This window comes from Bradyrhizobium rifense, from assembly GCF_008123425.1.
Taxonomy (GTDB): domain Bacteria; phylum Pseudomonadota; class Alphaproteobacteria; order Rhizobiales; family Xanthobacteraceae; genus Bradyrhizobium; species Bradyrhizobium rifense.
This window is the reverse complement of sequence record NZ_VSSS01000024.1, coordinates 281,617-299,902: the sequence shown is the minus strand read 5'-3', so window position 1 is coordinate 299,902 and position 18,286 is coordinate 281,617. Positions and strand designations below refer to the sequence as shown.

The window sequence follows — 18,286 nt, the reverse complement described above, 5'->3', positions numbered from 1 at the left end:
CGACAGGGGTCGTATGAAACGCTTTGCAAACCTGAAACGCCTGGGCTTCTTCACGCGGCTGCTCGATGAGGCGCCGCCGGCGGAGCGGTATCGCTTCGCCGCCGAGCAGATCGTGCGGGCCGAGAAGGCCGGTCTCGATTCCGCGTGGATCGCCCAGCATCATTTTCACGAGCGCGAGGGCGGACTGCCGTCACCCTTCACCTTTCTCGGCTATGCCGCAGCCCAGACCTCGCGCATTCGCCTCGGCACCGGCATCGTCACCCTGCCGCTGGAGAGCGCGGTGCGGGTGGCGGAGGACGCCGCGGTGCTCGATCTGCTCTGCAACGGCAGGTTCGAGCTCGGCGTCGGCACCGGTGGCAACCCGTCCGCCTTCGCCGCCTTTGGCCTCGACGGCACCCAGCGCAATGAGATATTCGCGCGCAATCTCGAGGTGGTCCGCAAGGCGCTGACCGGCAAGCAGCTCGACGGCGGCGACACGCTCTATCCGCAGCGGCCGCAATTGGACAAGCGCATCTGGCAGGCGACATTCTCGGTGGCGGGCGGCGCGCGCGCCGGCAAGGCTGGCGACGGCCTGCTGCTCTCGCGCACCCAGCCGCGGGCCAAGGACGCGCCAAAGGCGACGCTCGCCGAGATCCAGAACCCGATCATCGATGCCTATCTTGCGGTACTGCCGCCGGGCGTGGAGCCGCGGATCATGGCGTCGCGCAGCGTGTTCGTCGCCGACGATCATCGCGAGGCGCTGCGGCTGGCAGATATTGGGTTGCGGCGTGCATTGCCGCAGTTCATGAAGAGCGGCCACCTTCCCCCGGGCGAGACGCTGGAGGAGATGATCACGGCGTTCGACACCCATGTCGGCGGCGCCGACGAGGTCATTGCCTCGCTGCGCACGGATGCGACGCTGGAGCGGGTGACCGATCTGGTGTTCCAGGTTCACTCGGTCGATGCGCCGCACCCCCACGTTCTGCGCTCGATCGAGCTGGTGGCCGAGAAGGTCGCACCGGCACTGGGTTGGACCAGGACGGCACCCGAAGTGGCCCTGGCGGGCTAGTCGGATTTATGGATTGCAAGAGGCCCTATGATGAGTACGCCGGATATCATCGATACGCTCGCCGGGATCAAGCCAGGATCGGAGCTGGACGCCATCCGCGCGAAGCGCGTGCAGGCGCGCGACAATGCGCAGAAGAGCTACCTCAGCCTGTTCCAGCCGATTGACGCCGGCGATTTCTTGCTGCTCGAACGCGCCGCGGTTGCGGCCTTCGTGACCGGGCTCCATGGCGAGTCTCCCGTTGCCACCTTCTACCGCGAGAAGCTTGCCGCGAGCGCGGATGGCGCGCGCCTGGTCGAGGTGATCGAGGCCGAGATCGCGCGGGGCAAGACGTCGGGTCCGTATGGCTCCTTTCCGGCCGGCCCGCTGTCGATCGAGAACACTGCCGGCTTGATCTATCGCGTGAGCGCGGCGAGCAAGCCGGCACTCGGCACCAGGCTCATTGCGGCGCTCGAGCATGCGCATCTCCTGGTGTTCCGGCCGCGCGACGCGGCGTCCACCGATATGAAGGCGTTGCTTGCCGCCGGCTGGTCGAACACCGGCATTGTCACCTTCTCCCAACTCGTCGCGTTCCTGTCGTTTCAGGTGCGGGTCGTCAGCGGCTTGCGCACGCTCGCCGCGGCGAACGCATAAGAGGAGGCTGCATCATGAGCGCCACCGTCAATCCGCCCGTCGTCTTCACCCAGGATGAGCTCGGTTGGGTCTCCTGGATCGAGCCGCTGCCTGAGGCCGAGCTGACCGAGCGGCATTACGCTGGTCTCGTCGATCGCGCCCGCGCCAAGTCGGAATATTTCCGGCTGCTGGTGCGCGATCCCGAGGTGCTGGAAGCCCGCACCAAGACCGACAAGGACATCTTCTACAACGTTGCCGACGGTCTGCCGCGCGCCGAGCGTGAGCTCGCAGCGGCGGCAACCTCGCGCTACAACGGCTGCATCTATTGCGCCTCGGTGCATGCGCGCTTCGCCAGCACCTATTCCAAGCGCCGTGAGGACGTGCAGAGGCTGCTCGACGAAGGCGTCAGCGCCGATCTCGGCGAGCGCTGGAACGCCGTGGTCAAGGCCTCGGTGGCGCTGGCATCGACGCCGATCGCGTTCGGTCCCGACAATATAGCGGAGCTGCGCAGTGCGGGCCTCGACGACGCGGAGATCGTCGACGTCATCAACGGCGCCTCGTTCTTCAACTGGGCGAACCGGCTGATGCTGTCGCTTGGCGAGCCCTCGAAATAGGTAATCTCACCGGCACAAGAATTGCTGCTTTGTTTGTAACACCTGACTGGATGGAGCCGTGCATGAGCAACATCAATCGTAGAACCCTAGTCAAGGGCTCGCTCGCCGCCGCAATCGCCGGAACAGCGCTCTCGCGTGCTGCGTTCGCTGATACCGCAGAGCCGATCCTGCTCGGCGTCAGCGGTCCCCTCACAGGACCGAACGCGCAATATGGCACGCAATGGAAGCAGGGCTTCGATCTCGCGCTCGACGATATCCTGGCCGGCGGCGGGATCAACGGCCGCAAGCTCGCCTATCAATTCGAGGATAGCCAGAGCGATCCGCGGCAATCGGTCGCGATCGCGCAGAAGTTCGTCTCTGATCCCAAGATTGTCCTGGAGCTCGGCGATTTCTCGAGCCCCGCCTCGATGGCGGCCTCGCCGATCTATCAGCGCGGCGGCCTCGTGCAGTTCGGCTTCACCAATTCGCACCCTGACTTCACCAAGGGCGGTGACTTCATGTGGAGCACCTCGGTGAGCCAGGCCGACGAGCAGCCGCTGCTGGCGGCCTATGCCGTGAAGAAGCTTGGCCTGAAGAAGCTTGCGGTGCTGCACCTCAACACCGATTGGGGCCGCACCAGCCGCGACTACTTCAACAATGCCGCCAAGGAATATGGCGCGGAGATCGCCATCACCGAAGGCTATATCGCCGAAGAGCGCGACTTCCGCTCGACGCTGGTGCGCGTGCGCGACGCCAATCCCGACGGGCTGGTCCTGATCTCCTATTATTCCGACGGTGCGCTGATCGCGCGCCAGGCGCGGCAGGTCGGGCTGAAGCAGGTGATCTGCGCCGCGAGCTCGGTCTATTCGCCGAAATTCCTCGAACTTGGCGGCGACGCTGTCGAGGACGTTCATGTCGGTACGCGCTACTTCCCGGAGGATCCGCGTCCCGAGGTGCAGAAATTCATCGCCGGCTTCAAGAAGAAGTACAATGGGCTCGAGCCTGATGCCTTCAACGCCTACGCCTATGACGCGATGAACATGGCGGCCGCCGTGGTGAGGATCGGCGGCACCGACCGCAAGGCGATCCGCGACGCCTTCACCAAGGTCAAGGACGTCCCCAGCGTCATCTTCGGCACCGCGACGTTCGACGTTGCCAGCCGCCGCGTCAAAGGCGCGATGAATGCCGAGCTCGTCGTGCGCAAGGGCCAGTTCGCGCTTTGGGACGGCAAGCCGACCTGACATGATGGCCGGGGCGCCAGCCTCGGCCGCTTTTCTCTGATTGGGACCATCGCGTGTCTTCCTGGCTCGACTACACCATCAACGGGCTGATCGTCGGCAATGTCTACGCCCTCGTTGCAGTCGGGCTCGCGCTGATCTTCGGCGTCAGCCGGCTGATCAACTTTGCGCAGGGGTCGATCTATCTCGTCGGCGCCTATATCGGCTGGGTCGCGGTGGTGCAGCTGCACACGCCGTTGCCACTCACCATCATCTTTGTCGCGGTGGTTGCGGCGCTGGTCGGGCTGATCATCGAGCGGTTTGGCCTGCGGCCGCTGCAGAACTCGGTGCGCATCGCGCCCTTGCTGGCGACGATCGGCATCAGCTTCGTGCTCGACCAGCTGGTGATGCTGACGTTCTCACCGAATCCGCGCGCGCTGCCGAGCCAGTTGCCGGACGTGCGCTTCCAGGTCGGCGGCGGCACGATCGGGCCGCTTGATCTCCTGATCGCCGGTGTCGGCATCTCCAGCGCGCTGCTGCTGTTCGTGTTCCTGCGCTACAGCAAGCTCGGCTGGGCGGTGCGCGCAGCCTCGCAGGACCGCGACGCCGCGATGCAGATGGGCGTCGACGTCAACCGCGTCAATCAAGCGGTGTTCGGCATTGCGGCTGCGCTCGGCGGCGTCTCCGGCCTGCTGGTCGGCATGTATTACAACCAGATCGACACCGCGATGAGCCTGCAGGCGACGCTCAAGGGCGTCGTCGCGGAAGTCGTCGGCGGCGCCGGCAATGTGCCCGGCGCCGTGGTCGGCAGTCTGCTGCTCGGATTGGTCGAGAGCTACGGCGTTGCCGTATTCGGCACCAGCTATCGCAATCTGTTCGCCTTCCTGCTGCTGGTGGTCGTGCTGGTGCTGCGGCCGAACGGCCTGTTCGCAAGCGCCCGGCAGGCGCCGCCCGAACCGCTCACCGGCACTTTTATTGCGCCGAGCCGGCCGGTGCGCATTCCGCGCTGGGCCTTGCTGGTCGCGGTCGCCGTATTCGCGATCCTGCCGCTGTTGCCGGTGTCGTTCTACGTGCTCCAGACCCTGATCAACGCCTGGCTGCTTGGCATGCTTGCGCTGAGCCTCACGCTGGTTGCCGGCACGATCGGCCAGGTCTCGCTCGGGCACGCCGCGCTGCTCGCGATCGGCGCTTATACGTCCGCGCTGCTGTCGCTGACGCTCTCCGTTCCGGTCGGTCTCGCCATCATCGCCGGCGGCTTGATGAGTGCCGCGCTCGGCACGATCCTGATCTCGCCGTCGTTCCGCCTGCGCGGGCATTACGTCTCGATCGCGACGCTCGCGATCGGCGAGATCGTGTCGCTGGTGATTTTGAACTGGGAAAGCGTCACGCGTGGTCCGATCGGTATCTCCGGTATCCCGCCGCTGTCGCTGTTCGGCTACGATCTGATCGACCCGAAATCGGTGTACTGGTTCAGCTTCACCGTGATGGTCGTGCTTGCGCTGCTCCAGGCGCGCCTGCTCTCATCGCATCTCGGCCGCAGCTTCCGCGCCATCCGCGACGACGATATCGCCGCGCGCGCCTATGGCCTCAGCCTAAACCGCTACAAGTCGCTCGCCTTCATCTTCGGCGGATTCGCCGCTGGCGTCAGCGGCGGCATCGCGGCGCATCTCTATTCCTACATCAACCACGAGACCTTCAACACGCAGCAATCCATCCTGGCGCTGACCGTCGTCATCCTCGGCGGTCTCGGCAACGTCGTCGGCGCGGTCGTCGGGGCGGTGGCGCTGGTCGGTCTGCCGGAAGTGTTCCGGATCGCCGCCGAATACCGCATCCTGATCTACGGCATCGTGCTGCTGCTGCTCGTGCGGTTCAGGCCGCAGGGCCTGTTGGGGACGATCTGATGGCGGAGGCGCATGCACCGCTGTTGTCCCTGCGCGGCTTGACCCGCCGCTTCGGCGGGCTGACGGCCGTCGACAGCATCGATCTCGATCTCGCCAAGGGCGGGCTCGTCAGCATCATCGGCCCGAACGGCGCCGGCAAGACCACGCTGTTCAATCTCGTCACCGGGCTCGACCGGCCGGATGCGGGCGAGGTTCGCTTCGAGGGGCAGGACATCACCGGGCTCTCGCCGGAGCGGCTCGCCGCCCAAGCCATCGCGCGCACGTTCCAGCTGGGCCGCGTCTTCGGCAATCTCAGCGTGATGGACAACGTTCTGATCGGCGCTCACACGCGGTTACGCGCCGTGAAGCCGGCGGTGCCGATCATCGGCCCGCTCCTGGAATTGGGGCTCGCGCTGCTGCGCCCTTCCAGCGTCAAGGCTGAGGAAGAACGGCTGCGCGAGGAGGTCAAAACCATTCTCGCCCGTTTCGGCGAGCGGCTGCTGCCGCGGATCGACCAGCCCGCCTACAGCCTGTCCTACGCCAATCGCCGCCGCGTCGAGATTGCCCGCGCGCTCGCGTTGAAGCCGCGCCTCTTGCTGCTCGATGAGCCCACGGCCGGCATGAATCCGAGTGAGACCGCGGAGATGCAGGGCCTCGTCGCCGAGCTGAAGGCGGAGGGGCTGACCATCCTTCTGATCGAGCACAAGCTGGAGATGGTGATGCGTCTCTCCGACCGCGTCATCGTCATGGACGAGGGCCAGAAGATCGCGGAAGGGCCGGGCGAACAGGTGCGCAACGATCCCAAGGTGATCGAGGCCTATCTCGGTCACGGCCTGTCGGGGACGGCGGAGCAGGAGAGCGCGGCATGACCACGGGCGCCCCCGAACCGTTGCTGGCGCTGACGAACGTCAACACGTTCTACGGCCAGGCCCAGGTGCATTTTGACCTGTCGATCACCGTCGGCCGCGGCCACATCGTCTGCCTGCTCGGCGGCAATGCCAGTGGCAAATCGACGACGATGAAGATCATATTGGGCCTGGTGAAGCCGCGCTCCGGCGAGGTGACGTTTGACGGCGCCTCGCTGATCGGGCTCACCACGCCGCAGATCGTTCGTCGCGGCATCGCTTCGGTGCCGGAGGCGCGCCGTCTGTTCGCGGACATGAGCGTTCGCGAGAACATTCTGATGGGCGCCTTCGTGCGCAACGACCGCGAGGCGATCGCGCGGGATCTCGACAAGATGCTGACGCTGTTTCCAAAGCTCGGCCAGCGCCTGTCGCAGCGCGCGGGCTCGCTGTCCGGAGGCGAGCAGCAGATGGTCGCGATGGCGCGCGCGCTGATGAGCCGGCCCAGGATGATCGTGATGGACGAGCCGACCATGGGCCTGTCGCCGCTCTATGTCGACCGCGTGCTGGAGCTGATCCGCACCATCAACCAGGAAGGCGTCTCGGTCTTCATGGTCGAGCAGAACGCCAGCCTCGCGCTCGAGATCGCACACGAGGCCTATGTGCTCCAGACCGGCAAGATCGTGCTCTCCGGCTCCGCGCGCACGCTGAAGGACGATCCCCGCGTGCGCGACGCCTATCTCGGTGGCTCCGAGGCGGCGTAAGGCGGGCATGCACGAAAATCGTCCCGGTCGCGCGGGATTGCACTGGCCCGTATGATCATTCTATGAAAAGATCATACCGTTGACGCAACGAGGCGCGCGGCGTGATGAGTTTCGTGACGAGGTCTTTGCGGGCGGCCGAGCCCGGAATGGTGCTGCTGTTCGGCGGGCTCGTCGCCGCCAATGTCGCCGCATGGGCCTGGGCTTTTGCGGCGTTCGGCGACCGGCCCGCAGTGATGGCAACCGCGCTGCTCGCCTGGGTGTTCGGCCTGCGTCACGCGGTCGACGCCGACCACATCGCCGCCATCGACAATGTCGTGCGCAAGCTGATGCAGGCGGGCGATACGCCGCGCAGCGTCGGCCTCTATTTCGCGCTCGGCCATTCCAGCGTGGTCGTAGTCGCAACCATGCTGCTCGCGCTCGGCGTGGTCAGCCTTGGCGGCGACAGTTTTCTGAGGGACATTGGTGGCCTGATCGGTACCTCGGTGTCGGCGTTGTTCCTGCTGGCGATCGCGGTAATCAACCTCGCCATCTTCGCAGGCCTGTGGCGGACGTTTCGCGTGGCGCGTGAGCAGGGTGTTCAAGACGCCGCCGGGCTCGACGCACTGCTCGCCCATCGCGGCTTTCTCGCACGCCTGCTCGGCCCGATGTTCCGCCTGGTGACAAAGTCCTGGCACATGTTTCCGCTCGGCCTCTTGTTCGGTCTTGGCTTCGACACCGCAACCGAGATCGGCCTGCTCAGCCTCTCCGCCACCGAAGCCGCGCGCGGCGCGTCGTTAGCCGATATCCCGGTCTTCCCCGCTTTGTTCGCATCGGGCATGGCGCTGGTCGACACCGCCGACTCCGCACTGATGGTGAGTGCCTATCGCTGGGCATTCGTCGATCCCATGCGAAAGCTCTGGTACAACCTGACCATCACCGGTGCGTCCGTTGCGGTTGCGCTGTTCATCGGCGGCATCGAGGCGCTTGGCCTGATCGCCGACCGGCTAGGGCTTTCCGGCGGCGTGTGGACGCTGGTCGATGCCCTCAACGACTCGCTCGCCAATGTCGGCTTCGCCGTGATCGCGCTGTTCATGATCGCCTGGCTCGTCTCAAGCCTGTTCTACCGCCGCATGTTCACAGACGCGCGCGGCGATGCGCCGGATGGTCTCGATGCGACCGAGACGGCCTGAGCCCGGCCCTCGTTGCATCGTTCTCGCGGCGCTTCCGGCTTTCGTCCTTGTCGCAGATGACGGCAAGGCGTTTGCGCAGAGCGAACTGCCGCCGATACAAATCACCGGCGGCGAGGCGCCGCATCGCAAGAAGCCGCCCACGCCACGGCGTACTGCTAGACCGGCCGCGGCGCCGCGTCATGTCGCCCAGCCGACGCCTGCTCCGTCAGGCGCCGCCTCCGGCGTGCACAGCCCACCGAGCATGGCGAGCGAGCTCACCATCTCCGGCGAGGCGCTCAATGCGCGCACCTTCACGCGGCTGGGTGAGGCGCTTGAGGCCGTGCCGGGGTTGATCGTCACCCAGCATTCCGGCGAAGGCAAAGCCAACCAGTATTTTCTGCGCGGCTACAATCTCGACCACGGCACCGATCTCGCCATCACCGTCGACGACGTTCCCGTCAATATGCGCACTCACGCGCATGGCCAGGGTTATGCGGACCTGAATTGGCTGATCCCCGAGACCATCGGCACGATGGATGTGCGCAAGGGTCCGTATTTCGCCGACGAAGGCGATTTCGCCTCCGTCGGCAGCGTCCATACCGGCCTGATCGACCGCACCGAAAAGGGCCTCGCGCAAATCACCGCCGGCAGTTTTGGCTATCGCCGCCTGCTCGGCATGGACTCGGCGAAGGTAGACGACGGTTCGCTGCTCGTGGCCGGCGAGCTCGGCACCTATAACGGCCCGTGGGATAATCCTGACATTGTGCGCAAGCTCAACGGCCTCCTGCGCTACAGCCAGGGCACCGCGACCGACGGCGTCTCCGTCACCGGGATGGCCTATACGAACAAGTGGAATTCGACCGACCAGGTGCCGCAGCGCGCGATCACCAGCGGATTTCTCGACCGCTTCGGCTCGGAGGATCCGAGCGACGGCGGCAACACCAATCGCTTCGCGCTATCGGGCCGCGTGGCGCAGAGCGACGATCTCGGCTCTTGGAAAGCCAACGCCTATGTCGTGAAGAGCCAGCTCGATCTCTTCAACAACTTCACTTACTTCCTGAACGATCCCGTGCTCGGCGACCAGTTTCACCAGCACGACGATCGCCTGATGGCCGGCGCGAATATCTCGCGCACGCTGAACGGCTCGTTCGCGGGTCTGCCGATGCAGACCAATTTCGGCCTGCAATCGCGCTATGATGCGATCGATCTGGCGCTCTCCAACACTTTCCAGCGCAGCTTCCTCTCCAGCGTCCGCAGCGACAAGGTCGGCGAGGGCAGCGTCGGAATCTTTGCCGAAAACACCGTGCGCTGGACCAACTGGCTCCGGACCACGGTCGGCTGGCGCGGCGATTATTATGCTGCCGACGTCACTTCGCTGTTCAACGCGAGTAATTCCGGGCACGTCGATGCCTCGCTCGGCAGCCCCAAATTCAGGATGGTGCTCGGCCCGTTCAACCAGACTGAATTCTTCCTCGGCGCCGGTTATGGCATGCATTCGAACGACGCCCGTGGTGCGACCACGACGGAGGACCCCAGCGATCCCGCCACAAAACTCTCGCCGTCGCCGCTGCTGGTGCGCACGCGCGGCGCCGAGGTCGGCGTTCGCAGCAAAATCATTCCCGGTCTCGATTCGTCATTCAGCGTTTTCATCCTCGACCAGGATTCCGAGATCCTGTTCTCGGGCGATGCCGGCGACACCGAGGCGACGCGCGCCAGCCGCCGCTACGGTTTCGAGTGGACTAACCACTACCGCCCGCGCTCCTGGATCGACATCGACGCCGATCTCGCGATGACGCATGCGCGCTTTCGCGGCACCGACAGAGAGCAGGCGGCGGTCTACGCTTCGCTGGCCGGCTATCCGGAGGCGCAGATCGGCAACGCGCCCGGCAATTATATTCCGAATGCGCCGCCGATGGTGGCCTCGGCCGGCATCACGCTCGGCGAGAAGACCGGCTGGTTCGGCGGCGCGCGCTGGCGCTGTCTGGCGGCGAGCCCGCTGACGGAGGACAATGCGTTCCGCTCGTCAGCGACCAGTATCTTCAACGGCCGCCTCGGCTATCGCGCGGACAATGGCTGGCGCATCCAGCTCGACGTGCTCAATCTGTTCGACACACGGGCAAACCAGATCACCTATGCCTATGGTTCGCTGCTCAAGACCGACACGCTCTATAATCTCTGCACCGGCGGCGTCGCGCCGACCGCGGTCTGCCAGAACGGCGTGATGGACTACGTGCTGCACCCGGTCGAGCCGCTGACGTTTCGCGTTACTTTGGCTGGGGCATTCTAGTGCCGCGGGCTCCATAACCTCTCCCGCAAGCGGGAGAGGTCGCGCCGCAGGCGCGGGTGAGGGTTTTCTCCTCTTGGGGAATCCCAGTGTCGAGAGACCCTCTCCCCAACCCTCTCCCGCAAGGGGGAGAGGGCGCGCACCATCTTCGTGGTAGCAATCAGGCCGAAGCTGCGCTCGGCATCGGCTCGGTCGGCTGGTCGTCGCCATTGGGGTCGCCCGGAGCGGTTGCCCACGCGAGCTCCACCAGCGTCACGAACCTGCGTCCGCCGCCGTCGAGCTGGACGACGATCAGGCCCTGCTCCTCCATATAGCCGAGCAGCCGTTGCGCCCGGCGCAGCGAGTGCGAGCCGTAGGCGCGGGCGATCGCGGCATCGCCGGGGCAAGGCCAGCCTTCCTTGGCAGCGCGCGCGATCATCATGAACACGCCCTGCATGTCGTCGGGCAGGATCGAGGCGCGCAGCGTCACCTCCTGCCAGGCATCGTCCTCGGCGATATCAGTGCCGAGCCCGGCACGCGCATGCGTCAACATGCGGCGGAATTCGCCGAGGTCAGGTACGGCCGCGCCAAGGCCTTCGATGCGGCAGCGGACCACGAATTCCTGATAGAGCACGCCGATGGCGCGGAAGCCGGCATCGGGCGCGGCCATCACGGCGTGCAACGTCCGATCCACGCGCTCGCGCCGTTCCGCGAGTTCTTCGGCACTGACGGGGGTCTCGACCACTTCGGGGCTGACCTCGGGCGTTGCCGCCTTGGCCGCACGGAGCTGCTCGAGCAGGTCAGGCGCAGGGCGACGCTGCGGCCGGCTGGCATCCGGCGGCGGCGCGGCCAGGATCACGGCGCGCGCGTCCTCCAGCGCCGCTCCCGGCATCGGCATCAACCGTGGCGTGGAATTGCGCGGACTGGTGTCGGTGGGGCCGATGTTCAGCCGCAGCGGACGACGCGACAGCGCAGGTCCAAGCGCCATGAATTGCCCGCGTTCGAGATCGCGAAAGGCTTCCGCCTGCCGCCGCTCCATGCCGAGCAAATCGGCGGCGCGCGCCATGTCGATGTCGAGGAATGTCCGGCCCATCAGGAAGTTCGAGGCTTCGGCGGCGACGTTCTTGGCGAGCTTTGCCAGCCGCTGCGTCGCGATGATGCCGGCGAGCCCGCGCTTGCGGCCGCGGCACATCAGGTTGGTCATGGCGCTGAGCGAGAGTTTTCGTGCCTCGTCGGACACTTCGCCGGCGACCGCGGGCGCAAACAGCTGCGCCTCGTCGACGACCACCAGCATCGGGTACCAATGGTCGCGCTCCACGTCGAACAGGCCGCCGAGGAAGGCGGCCGCGCGCCGCATCTGGTTCTCGGCATCCAGCCCTTCGAGATTGAGCACGGTGGAGACCCGGTGCAGCCGCGCGCGTTCACCGGCGACCTGAAGGCCGCGCTCGGTGTGATCCTCGGCCTCGATCACGAGATGGCCGAAGCGCTCGGCCAGCGTGACGAAATCGCCCTCGGGGTCGATGATGGCCTGCTGCACCCAGGGCGCGCTCTGCTCCAAGAGGCGCCGCAACAGATGCGACTTGCCGGAGCCGGAATTGCCCTGCACCAGGAGGCGGGTCGCCAGGAGTTCCTCGAGGTCCATGGCCGCCGCGGCGCCCGCCGTGGTCAACCCCATCTCGATTGCAACCGTCATCCCGACTCAGGCCCTTCCATTCGCGGACAGGGGCTTATCAATCGAAGCGGGATGCGTCGAGCGAAACAGGACGAATCACGCCGCGTTGCCCACGGCGGATTTCAGTCGAGATTCGAAAGCCGTAGAAAGTGCGGGCCGGGATGAGAGGCGGATGACCCGACGAAGCCAGGATTCGGTAAAATCGCAACTACTTCGAGGGAACCCCGCTGTCGGTTTCGCCCGCACCGTGGAATATCCGGTGGCGCCTTGTATGCATTATCCCAGTTGCCATCCCCGGCAGGTTTGCCTTAGATGCCGCCAACGCACCCGCGGATAACGCCCCGGGGCTCAAAAATCACACACATTGTCGAGGGGACGAACATGGCGCGTAACGTTCTGATTCTGGGAGCTTCTTACGGCTCCCTGCTGGGCACGAAGCTGCTGATGGCCGGGCACAACGTGACCCTGGTCTGCCGGTCCAAGACCGCGGAGCTGATCAACCGCGACGGTACCGAGGTGCGCATCAAGCTGCGCGACGAGGCGGTGCACCGCGCGATCTTCTCGCGCGACCTGCCCGGCAAGCTCGACGCGATAACGCCGCAGAATGTCGACGTCTCCCGCTACGATCTGGTCGGCCTTGCGATGCAGGAGCCGCAATACACCAACCATACGGTCCGCATGCTCATGATCAAGATCGCCGCGGCGAAGCTGCCGTGCCTCTCGATCATGAACATGCCGCCGCTGCCTTATCTCAAGCGCATTCCGGCGCTCGCCGACATGGACCTCGAGGAGGCCTACACCAATGCGCAGGTGTGGGAGCGGTTCGAGCCGGGGCTGGTGACGCTGTGTTCGCCCGATCCGCAGGCCTTCCGTCCGCCGGAAGAGGCGGCGAACGTGCTGCATGTCGGCCTGCCCACGAATTTCAAGGCCTCGGCCTTCGCCGACGAGAAGCACAACAGGGTGCTGCGCGAGCTCGAGGCCGATATCGACGCGGTGACGCTGGCGGGCCAGGACGTGCCGGTGAAGCTGAAAGTGTTCGACTCGTTGTTCGTGCCGCTGGCGAAATGGTCGATGTTGCTCACCGGCAATTACCGTTGCATCACGCCGCATGAGCCGCAGTCGATCCGCGACGCCGTGCACGGCGACCTCGCGCGCTCGCAGACGATCTACGACCATGTCGACGCCATCGCCCGCCGCCTCGGCGCCGATCCGCAGGATCAGGTGCCGTTTGCGAAATATGCCAAGGCCGCCGAAAGCCTGCTCAAGCCCTCGTCAGCGGCGCGGGCCGTGGCCAGCGGCGCGCCGTTCATCGAGCGCGTCGATCTTCTGGTGAAGCTGATCTCGCATCAGATCGGCGCGCCCAATGCCGAGATCGATCGCACGGTCGATACCGTCGATCAGAAGCTGAACGAAAAGATCGTGCAGGGCGGATCGGGCGCGCAGTAACGGCGCCGAGGTGCGGGCAAACGCGATACCGACTCATACTCCGTCATTGCGAGCGCAGCGAAGCAATCCAGAGTCTTTCCGCAGAGGGATTCTGGATTGCTTCGCTGCGCTCGCAATGACGACGGGGAGGGAGCGAGCCAAGATCTCGGACATCGCAGGGTGGGCAAAGCGACTTGTCCGCCGTAGCTCGAAGAGCGAAGGCGGAAGCGTGCCCACCACAATGCGTACCGTGATCGGAATGGTGGGCACTGCGCCTCGTAACCTCTCGCCGGCCGCTCACGCGGCGCGCGGCTGCCTCAACTCTGGTTTGCTACGCGCGCGCGATCGAGATGCTCCTCGATCTTGGGGCGGTCACGGGTGCGCTCGAAGCTGGTGCAGAGCAGCTCCGTCTCCTCGAGCGAGACGGGCGCGCGATACAGCCGGCACATGAACTCGGCGGTGGCGCGCCCCTTGCCCGTGCCGGGGCTGCGCTCGGCCAGGAACATGCAATCGCGGCAGACGCTGGCATCGAGCCGCTGATGGGCGGCGTCGAGATGATTGAGAACCTCGCGCAGCGAGTCGCGCAGCCGGAGACGCTCGTCGGTCTCGAGTGCCCTGACGGCATTGACGACGTGATTGATCGGATCGTGCTGGCTCAGGCATTTCTCGCCCTGCGCAGTGACGTGGAGCACGACAGAACGCTTGTCTTCCTGCGACGGTTTTCGCACCAGGAAGGATTTGCTCTCCAGCGTCTTCACGATCTGCGATGCGGTCGCCCTGGTCGCGCCGATGAAGCCGGCGAGCGCGGATGGTGTGCGCGAGAAGCGATTGGCGCGGCCGAGAAAGCGCAGCGCCATCCATTCCCGATCGCGTAACCCGTGTTGATTGCCTTCGAAATACCAGGCTCTGGCCGCCTGAACCAGCAGCTCGACTGCTTCGCGTGCCAACGGCATAAAATTCCTACCTCGCCCCGGGAATCGCGTGTGCGGCGCCCCGAAGCCACTTTCCACCATGGCGCACGAATGTCTCGCGGGAATCCTGATGCCCGCCAATGTCCGATACGTGCGTCGTGCCGGGCTTCAGCGCGAAGCCCTGGACTGCACGGCACATGACTTGGACTGATGAGCGTCGCAAGATACTGCGCGAGAAACGCTGCTGCCGATGGCATGCCAACCGCAGATTCGTCGAACGCAAGCCCGAGCTGCCGTCACTGCCGGACGATGGATCGGAGTTGTACAACCGAAGCCCCTGAGTTCAAGTCACACGCAGACGTTTCTTATGTTCGACCGAAACGATGAATGAGCTTCTCAACAAAATCAAGTAGAGACACTCGTGGAGATCGGATGTCGTTGCAGACGAATGTAACGTTCAAGACAATCTCGCTCTTCAGGACACATGATGGTGAACGCATGCGCAGTCTAGCCGGCTAGATGCACATAGTTCTACGCCCGTTTGATTGCACGGATATTGCTGTCCGTCGTTGATGCAAGATGATCGATGCTTGTGCACGACAGGCACTGTGCGCCACGAAAATCATCCACAACTTCCGCGATCTGCTTCTGGAATCGCCATGACGGCATCAGGGGAACTCGTTGGGATTACACGTGGCGGTTGTTATGATGTTCTACCTGGAGTATCATCCGCGTGTCGTTTTCCACGACCATGCTGATGGTCTCATCCAAATGGTTGAGATTCGCGCGGCGAACATTGCTGGCGAACAAGCGCCTATGCAGTTTGTGCCACGACATGCGCGTATCGAGGGCAAGATGCGAGGGCGCGGGTCGCGCGGCCGGCTAACGGCCTGCGCCGCTAGTCGCCCTTGAGCATGTCCCTGAGCTCGCGGAACGGATCGGCGCTCGGCGCAGCAGAGACGTCTTGTCGCATGGCGTCGTAGATTCGCGGAACCATGTCGACCGCCTGGTCGAGCCCCGAATCACGTCCCGATTGGTATCCGCCCATCAGGCGAAGGTCGCGGGTGTCCTCGTATTTGGCGATCAGGGTGCGCAATTTGCTCACCAATTCGCGCTCCTCGGGGTCCCAGACGTTGTGGGCGAGGCGGGAAACCGAGGCCAGCACGTCGACTGCGGGATAGCGCGCCTGGTCGGCAATGTGCCTGGAGAGCACGATGTGCCCGTCTAATGTGCTGCGGATGGTGTCTGCGATAGGCTCGTTATGGTCGTCGCCGTCGACCAGCACGGAAAAGATGCCGGTGATGGTTCCGGAGCCCTCCTCGCCGGGTCCGGCGCGCTCGAGCAGGCGCGGCAGGTCGGTGAAGACCGTCGGGGCATAGCCGCGGGCCACCGCGGGCTCGCCGGCCGCAAGCGCGACTTCGCGGGAAGCATGGGCGAATCGGGTGATCGAATCGACCACGAGCAGCACCGATTCGCCGCGGTCGCGGAAATATTCGGCCACGGCCATTGCCGTCTTCGGCGCCAGCCGCCGCATCATCGGGCTTTCATCACCGGTCGATACGATGGTGACGGAGCGGTTGCGGTCGTTGCCGAGCACGTCCTCGATGAATTCGCGCACCTCGCGGCCGCGCTCGCCGACCAGCGCCAGCACGACGGTGTCAAAACCCTGGCTGCGGGCGAGCATCGCGAGCAGCGTCGATTTGCCGACGCCGGAGCCGGCAAAGATGCCGACGCGCTGGCCGGCGCAGATCGGCGCAAACAGGTCGATGACGCGGACGCCGGTGCGCAACGGCTTGTGGACGCGCGCCCGCTTCATCGCGGGCGGCGCGTCCGTCTCTGCCGAGACCGCACGCGATCCCGGGGTGAGCGGGCCCATTCCGTCCAGCGGGGCGCCGAGCGCGTTGATGACGCGGCCCTTCCAGCTCGGATCCGGCGCGAACGACAATGCCGGCATGCGGTAGGCGACCGAGCCGAGTCCGCCGGCGAATTGCCGGTCGAACGGCTTTGCGACGATGCCGTCGCTGTCGATCCGCACCACCTCGCCGATCTGGGGCTTACCGCCGGAATTGACACCGATCAGCTCGCCGAGCTTGACGGCGCGCGACAGGCCGGAGACGCGGAAATGCGTCGGCGCGATCTCGGAGATCGCGCCGCTGATGCTTGCCAGCGGCGTACTCTGCTGGAGTTCGAGCAGCGCCCACTCAAGTTGACGAAGAGCGTTCAAGGAAACCGTCCACCCCAATTACGCGCGACGCGCAGCCTACTTGCTCGGATCGCCCAGCGTCCGGATTGCATTGCTGAGCGTGCTCTCGGTGCCCTCGATCAGCGAATTGGTGCTGTCGAAGGCGCGCGAGGCCGACATCAGCTTGGTCAATTCCATCATCGGATTGGCGCTGGAGCCTTCGACATAGCCCTGCTTGAAGCCGTCCCGGCTGAAATCGCCGATGGCGGTCGCGGGACGGTCGGGCGTGACGCCGGAATTGCCGTAGCGGTCGAGATCGGCATCGGCCGGAATGTTGAACAGGCCGATGGTGCCGATCTCGTTGTTGTCCTGGGTGATCGCGCCGCTGCGCGAGATCGAGACCGGCCCGCCGTTCGGGTCGAGCGAGATCTGCGCACCGCCGGAATCGATGACGGGGAAGCCCGACACCGTCTGAAGGTCGCCGTTGGCGGCGATCTGGAGCCGGCCGTCGCGGGTATAGACCGTGCCGTTGGGGCCGGCGAAGGCGATCCAGCCCTGTCCGACCACGGCGACGTCGAGCGGATTGCCGGTCTCGGTGATGCTGCCGGCCTCGCGCGAGATGATGTTCTCGCCGGGCGAGGAGAACGCGACCGGGTTCGCGGCGGCCTTGGACAACACCGTCTCGAATTTCACCACGTCGGTGCGAAAGCCGGAGGTGTTGACGTTGGCGACGTTGTTGGCGATCGTCTGGAGGCGCTTTTCGAGCGCGACCTGCGCCGACAATCCCACATAAAGAGCCGATTGCATGGGTTACCTGTTGAACTTGATGTTCTGAAGTGTCGTGAGCAAGTCGGTGTCCATGCTGGTCGACGACGCCGACGCGCCGGTGATCAGGACCAGCGCGGGGTTGGTCGAGGTGTCGCTCTGGGCTTGGGTCGCGTCCCACATCGCGGCGAAACGCTGCACGAATTTGGTGACCTTGGTCGGGTCCTGGAAATCGGTGAGATTGATCTTGTCCGTGATCATCTTGGCCTGCATGTCGATGTCGGACGAAGAGATCATCGACGACCAGCCTTCCGCGGTCTGTACCACCTGGGTCAGCGCCTTGTCGGCAAGGATCTGGTAGGGGCTCGTGACGGAGGAGGCCTTGCGCGTGAAGTAGAGCGCAAGCCGCAGGCCCTCGTTCTGGTCGCCGGCATCCTGCTCCAAGGTCTGGGTGGCATATTGGCTGGTCGTGCCGGTCGTGGCCGCGGTGCTCTGGGTCGCATTGGCGCCGTTGGCGGCGAAATTGAAAGTGGCGGCGAAGTCCCGGTAGCGGCTGTCGCTCAGCTTGTTGGCGAAGGTGTCAGAGGTCGCGATGCCCTCGGTCAGCACCTTCCGCATGAACGCCTTGGCGTAGATCATGTCGTCGAGGCCGAAGGCCTTCATGGCATAGGAGTAGAGCTTATAGTTGTTCAGGAAATCGTCGATGCTCTTCACGTTGCCGATGTTGGCCAGGTAGTAGGCGGTATCGCGGCTGACATCAGGTTGCTGCTCAACCTGAGTCAGCGACTTGCTCATGTCGGTGGTCAGTCTGGTGTAATCCGCGATCGTGGATAGCATGGCACGCGCCCCTTTGGCCGCTATTGCGACGTCGTCTCAGGCTGCCGTGAATTGCTTGCGCGGGGCTGGCCATGCGGAAGCCAGCTTCGCGCAAGCGTCGCCGACTAGATATTCCCGATGGGATCGGCGA

General features: G+C 65.0%; 15 protein-coding genes. 10 read left to right on the top strand and 5 right to left on the bottom strand.

From position 1 onward, the window contains the following. The first annotated feature begins 13 nt into the window (after positions 1 to 13). From FXB40_RS15160 to FXB40_RS15120, 9 genes are all read left to right on the top strand, one after another. Positions 14 to 1,048, top strand: a complete 1,035-nt coding sequence (locus FXB40_RS15160) for a putative FMN-dependent luciferase-like monooxygenase (protein WP_148772984.1) — start codon at positions 14 to 16, stop codon at positions 1,046 to 1,048. A 30-nt stretch (positions 1,049 to 1,078) separates the two neighbouring features. Then, entirely contained in the window at positions 1,079 to 1,678 is a 600-nt protein-coding gene (locus FXB40_RS15155) for a CMD domain protein (protein WP_187436894.1), read from the top strand. Positions 1,679 to 1,692: 14 nt separating this feature from the next. Next, positions 1,693 to 2,271, top strand: a complete 579-nt coding sequence (locus FXB40_RS15150; RefSeq protein ID WP_148772982.1) for an alkylhydroperoxidase domain protein — start codon at positions 1,693 to 1,695, stop codon at positions 2,269 to 2,271. 62 nt (positions 2,272 to 2,333) lie between these two features. Next, entirely contained in the window at positions 2,334 to 3,491 is a 1,158-nt protein-coding gene (locus FXB40_RS15145) for an ABC transporter substrate-binding protein (RefSeq protein ID WP_148772981.1), read from the top strand. A gap of 53 nt (positions 3,492 to 3,544) precedes the next feature. Next, positions 3,545 to 5,368, top strand: a complete 1,824-nt coding sequence (locus FXB40_RS15140; RefSeq protein WP_148772980.1) for an ABC transporter permease — start codon at positions 3,545 to 3,547, stop codon at positions 5,366 to 5,368. Then, the gene (locus FXB40_RS15135) at positions 5,368 to 6,216 is read left to right on the top strand and encodes an ABC transporter ATP-binding protein (RefSeq protein WP_187436893.1); all 849 of its coding nucleotides are present in this window, start codon (positions 5,368 to 5,370) and stop codon (positions 6,214 to 6,216) included. The genes FXB40_RS15140 and FXB40_RS15135 overlap by 1 nt, the downstream gene beginning before the upstream one ends. After that, complete coding sequence (locus FXB40_RS15130) at positions 6,213 to 6,953, top strand: ABC transporter ATP-binding protein (protein WP_148772978.1); 741 nt, start codon at positions 6,213 to 6,215, stop codon at positions 6,951 to 6,953. Before FXB40_RS15135 ends, FXB40_RS15130 begins: the two co-directional genes overlap by 4 nt. A 104-nt stretch (positions 6,954 to 7,057) precedes the next feature. Then, positions 7,058 to 8,122, top strand: a complete 1,065-nt coding sequence (locus FXB40_RS15125; RefSeq protein WP_148772977.1) for a HoxN/HupN/NixA family nickel/cobalt transporter — start codon at positions 7,058 to 7,060, stop codon at positions 8,120 to 8,122. Then, complete coding sequence (locus tag FXB40_RS15120; RefSeq protein ID WP_148772976.1) at positions 8,103 to 10,388, top strand: TonB-dependent receptor; 2,286 nt, start codon at positions 8,103 to 8,105, stop codon at positions 10,386 to 10,388. The genes FXB40_RS15125 and FXB40_RS15120 overlap by 20 nt, the downstream gene beginning before the upstream one ends. A 157-nt stretch (positions 10,389 to 10,545) precedes the next feature. On the opposite strand, the gene FXB40_RS15115 is transcribed toward FXB40_RS15120, so the two are convergent. Beyond that, positions 10,546 to 12,057: a helicase HerA domain-containing protein gene (locus tag FXB40_RS15115; RefSeq protein WP_148772975.1), complete on the bottom strand. Its 1,512-nt coding sequence runs from the start codon at positions 12,055 to 12,057 to the stop codon at positions 10,546 to 10,548. Positions 12,058 to 12,417: 360 nt separating this feature from the next. Between FXB40_RS15115 and FXB40_RS15110 the strand changes: the two genes are divergently transcribed. After that, positions 12,418 to 13,482 carry a ketopantoate reductase family protein gene (locus FXB40_RS15110; protein ID WP_148772974.1) on the top strand — a complete coding sequence of 355 codons (1,065 nt, stop codon included), beginning with the start codon at positions 12,418 to 12,420 and terminating at the stop codon, positions 13,480 to 13,482. Between the two features lie 296 nt (positions 13,483 to 13,778). Here FXB40_RS15110 and FXB40_RS15105 read toward each other — a convergent pair whose 3' ends face one another. From FXB40_RS15105 to FXB40_RS15090, 4 genes are all read right to left on the bottom strand, one after another. Continuing rightward, positions 13,779 to 14,414 carry a MarR family winged helix-turn-helix transcriptional regulator gene (locus FXB40_RS15105; protein ID WP_148772973.1) on the bottom strand — a complete coding sequence of 212 codons (636 nt, stop codon included), beginning with the start codon at positions 14,412 to 14,414 and terminating at the stop codon, positions 13,779 to 13,781. A gap of 856 nt (positions 14,415 to 15,270) precedes the next feature. Then, positions 15,271 to 16,596 carry a flagellar protein export ATPase FliI gene (gene fliI, locus FXB40_RS15100; protein WP_148772972.1) on the bottom strand — a complete coding sequence of 442 codons (1,326 nt, stop codon included), beginning with the start codon at positions 16,594 to 16,596 and terminating at the stop codon, positions 15,271 to 15,273. A gap of 36 nt (positions 16,597 to 16,632) precedes the next feature. Continuing rightward, complete coding sequence (gene flgF / locus FXB40_RS15095) at positions 16,633 to 17,361, bottom strand: flagellar basal-body rod protein FlgF (RefSeq protein WP_148772971.1); 729 nt, start codon at positions 17,359 to 17,361, stop codon at positions 16,633 to 16,635. 3 nt (positions 17,362 to 17,364) lie between these two features. Next, entirely contained in the window at positions 17,365 to 18,156 is a 792-nt protein-coding gene (locus tag FXB40_RS15090; RefSeq protein ID WP_187436892.1) for a DUF1217 domain-containing protein, read from the bottom strand. Positions 18,157 to 18,286: the final 130 nt, after the last annotated feature.

Bases quoted from the DNA above. Each gene is read 5' to 3' on its own strand.
- FXB40_RS15115 (WP_148772975.1), bottom strand. From the start codon at position 12,057: ATGACGGTTGCAATCGAGATGGGGTTGACCACGGCGGGCGCCGCGGCG.
- FXB40_RS15105 (WP_148772973.1), bottom strand. From the start codon at position 14,414: ATGCCGTTGGCACGCGAAGCAGTCGAGCTGCTGGTTCAGGCGGCCAGA.
- FXB40_RS15090 (WP_187436892.1), bottom strand. From the start codon at position 18,156: ATGCTATCCACGATCGCGGATTACACCAGACTGACCACCGACATGAGC.
- FXB40_RS15150 (WP_148772982.1), top strand. From the start codon at position 1,693: ATGAGCGCCACCGTCAATCCGCCCGTCGTCTTCACCCAGGATGAGCTC.
- FXB40_RS15155 (WP_187436894.1), top strand. From the start codon at position 1,079: ATGAGTACGCCGGATATCATCGATACGCTCGCCGGGATCAAGCCAGGA.
- FXB40_RS15135 (WP_187436893.1), top strand. From the start codon at position 5,368: ATGGCGGAGGCGCATGCACCGCTGTTGTCCCTGCGCGGCTTGACCCGC.
- FXB40_RS15125 (WP_148772977.1), top strand. From the start codon at position 7,058: ATGAGTTTCGTGACGAGGTCTTTGCGGGCGGCCGAGCCCGGAATGGTG.
- FXB40_RS15160 (WP_148772984.1), top strand. From the start codon at position 14: ATGAAACGCTTTGCAAACCTGAAACGCCTGGGCTTCTTCACGCGGCTG.
- flgF (WP_148772971.1), bottom strand. From the start codon at position 17,361: ATGCAATCGGCTCTTTATGTGGGATTGTCGGCGCAGGTCGCGCTCGAA.
- FXB40_RS15110 (WP_148772974.1), top strand. From the start codon at position 12,418: ATGGCGCGTAACGTTCTGATTCTGGGAGCTTCTTACGGCTCCCTGCTG.
- FXB40_RS15130 (WP_148772978.1), top strand. From the start codon at position 6,213: ATGACCACGGGCGCCCCCGAACCGTTGCTGGCGCTGACGAACGTCAAC.
- FXB40_RS15120 (WP_148772976.1), top strand. From the start codon at position 8,103: ATGCGACCGAGACGGCCTGAGCCCGGCCCTCGTTGCATCGTTCTCGCG.
- FXB40_RS15145 (WP_148772981.1), top strand. From the start codon at position 2,334: ATGAGCAACATCAATCGTAGAACCCTAGTCAAGGGCTCGCTCGCCGCC.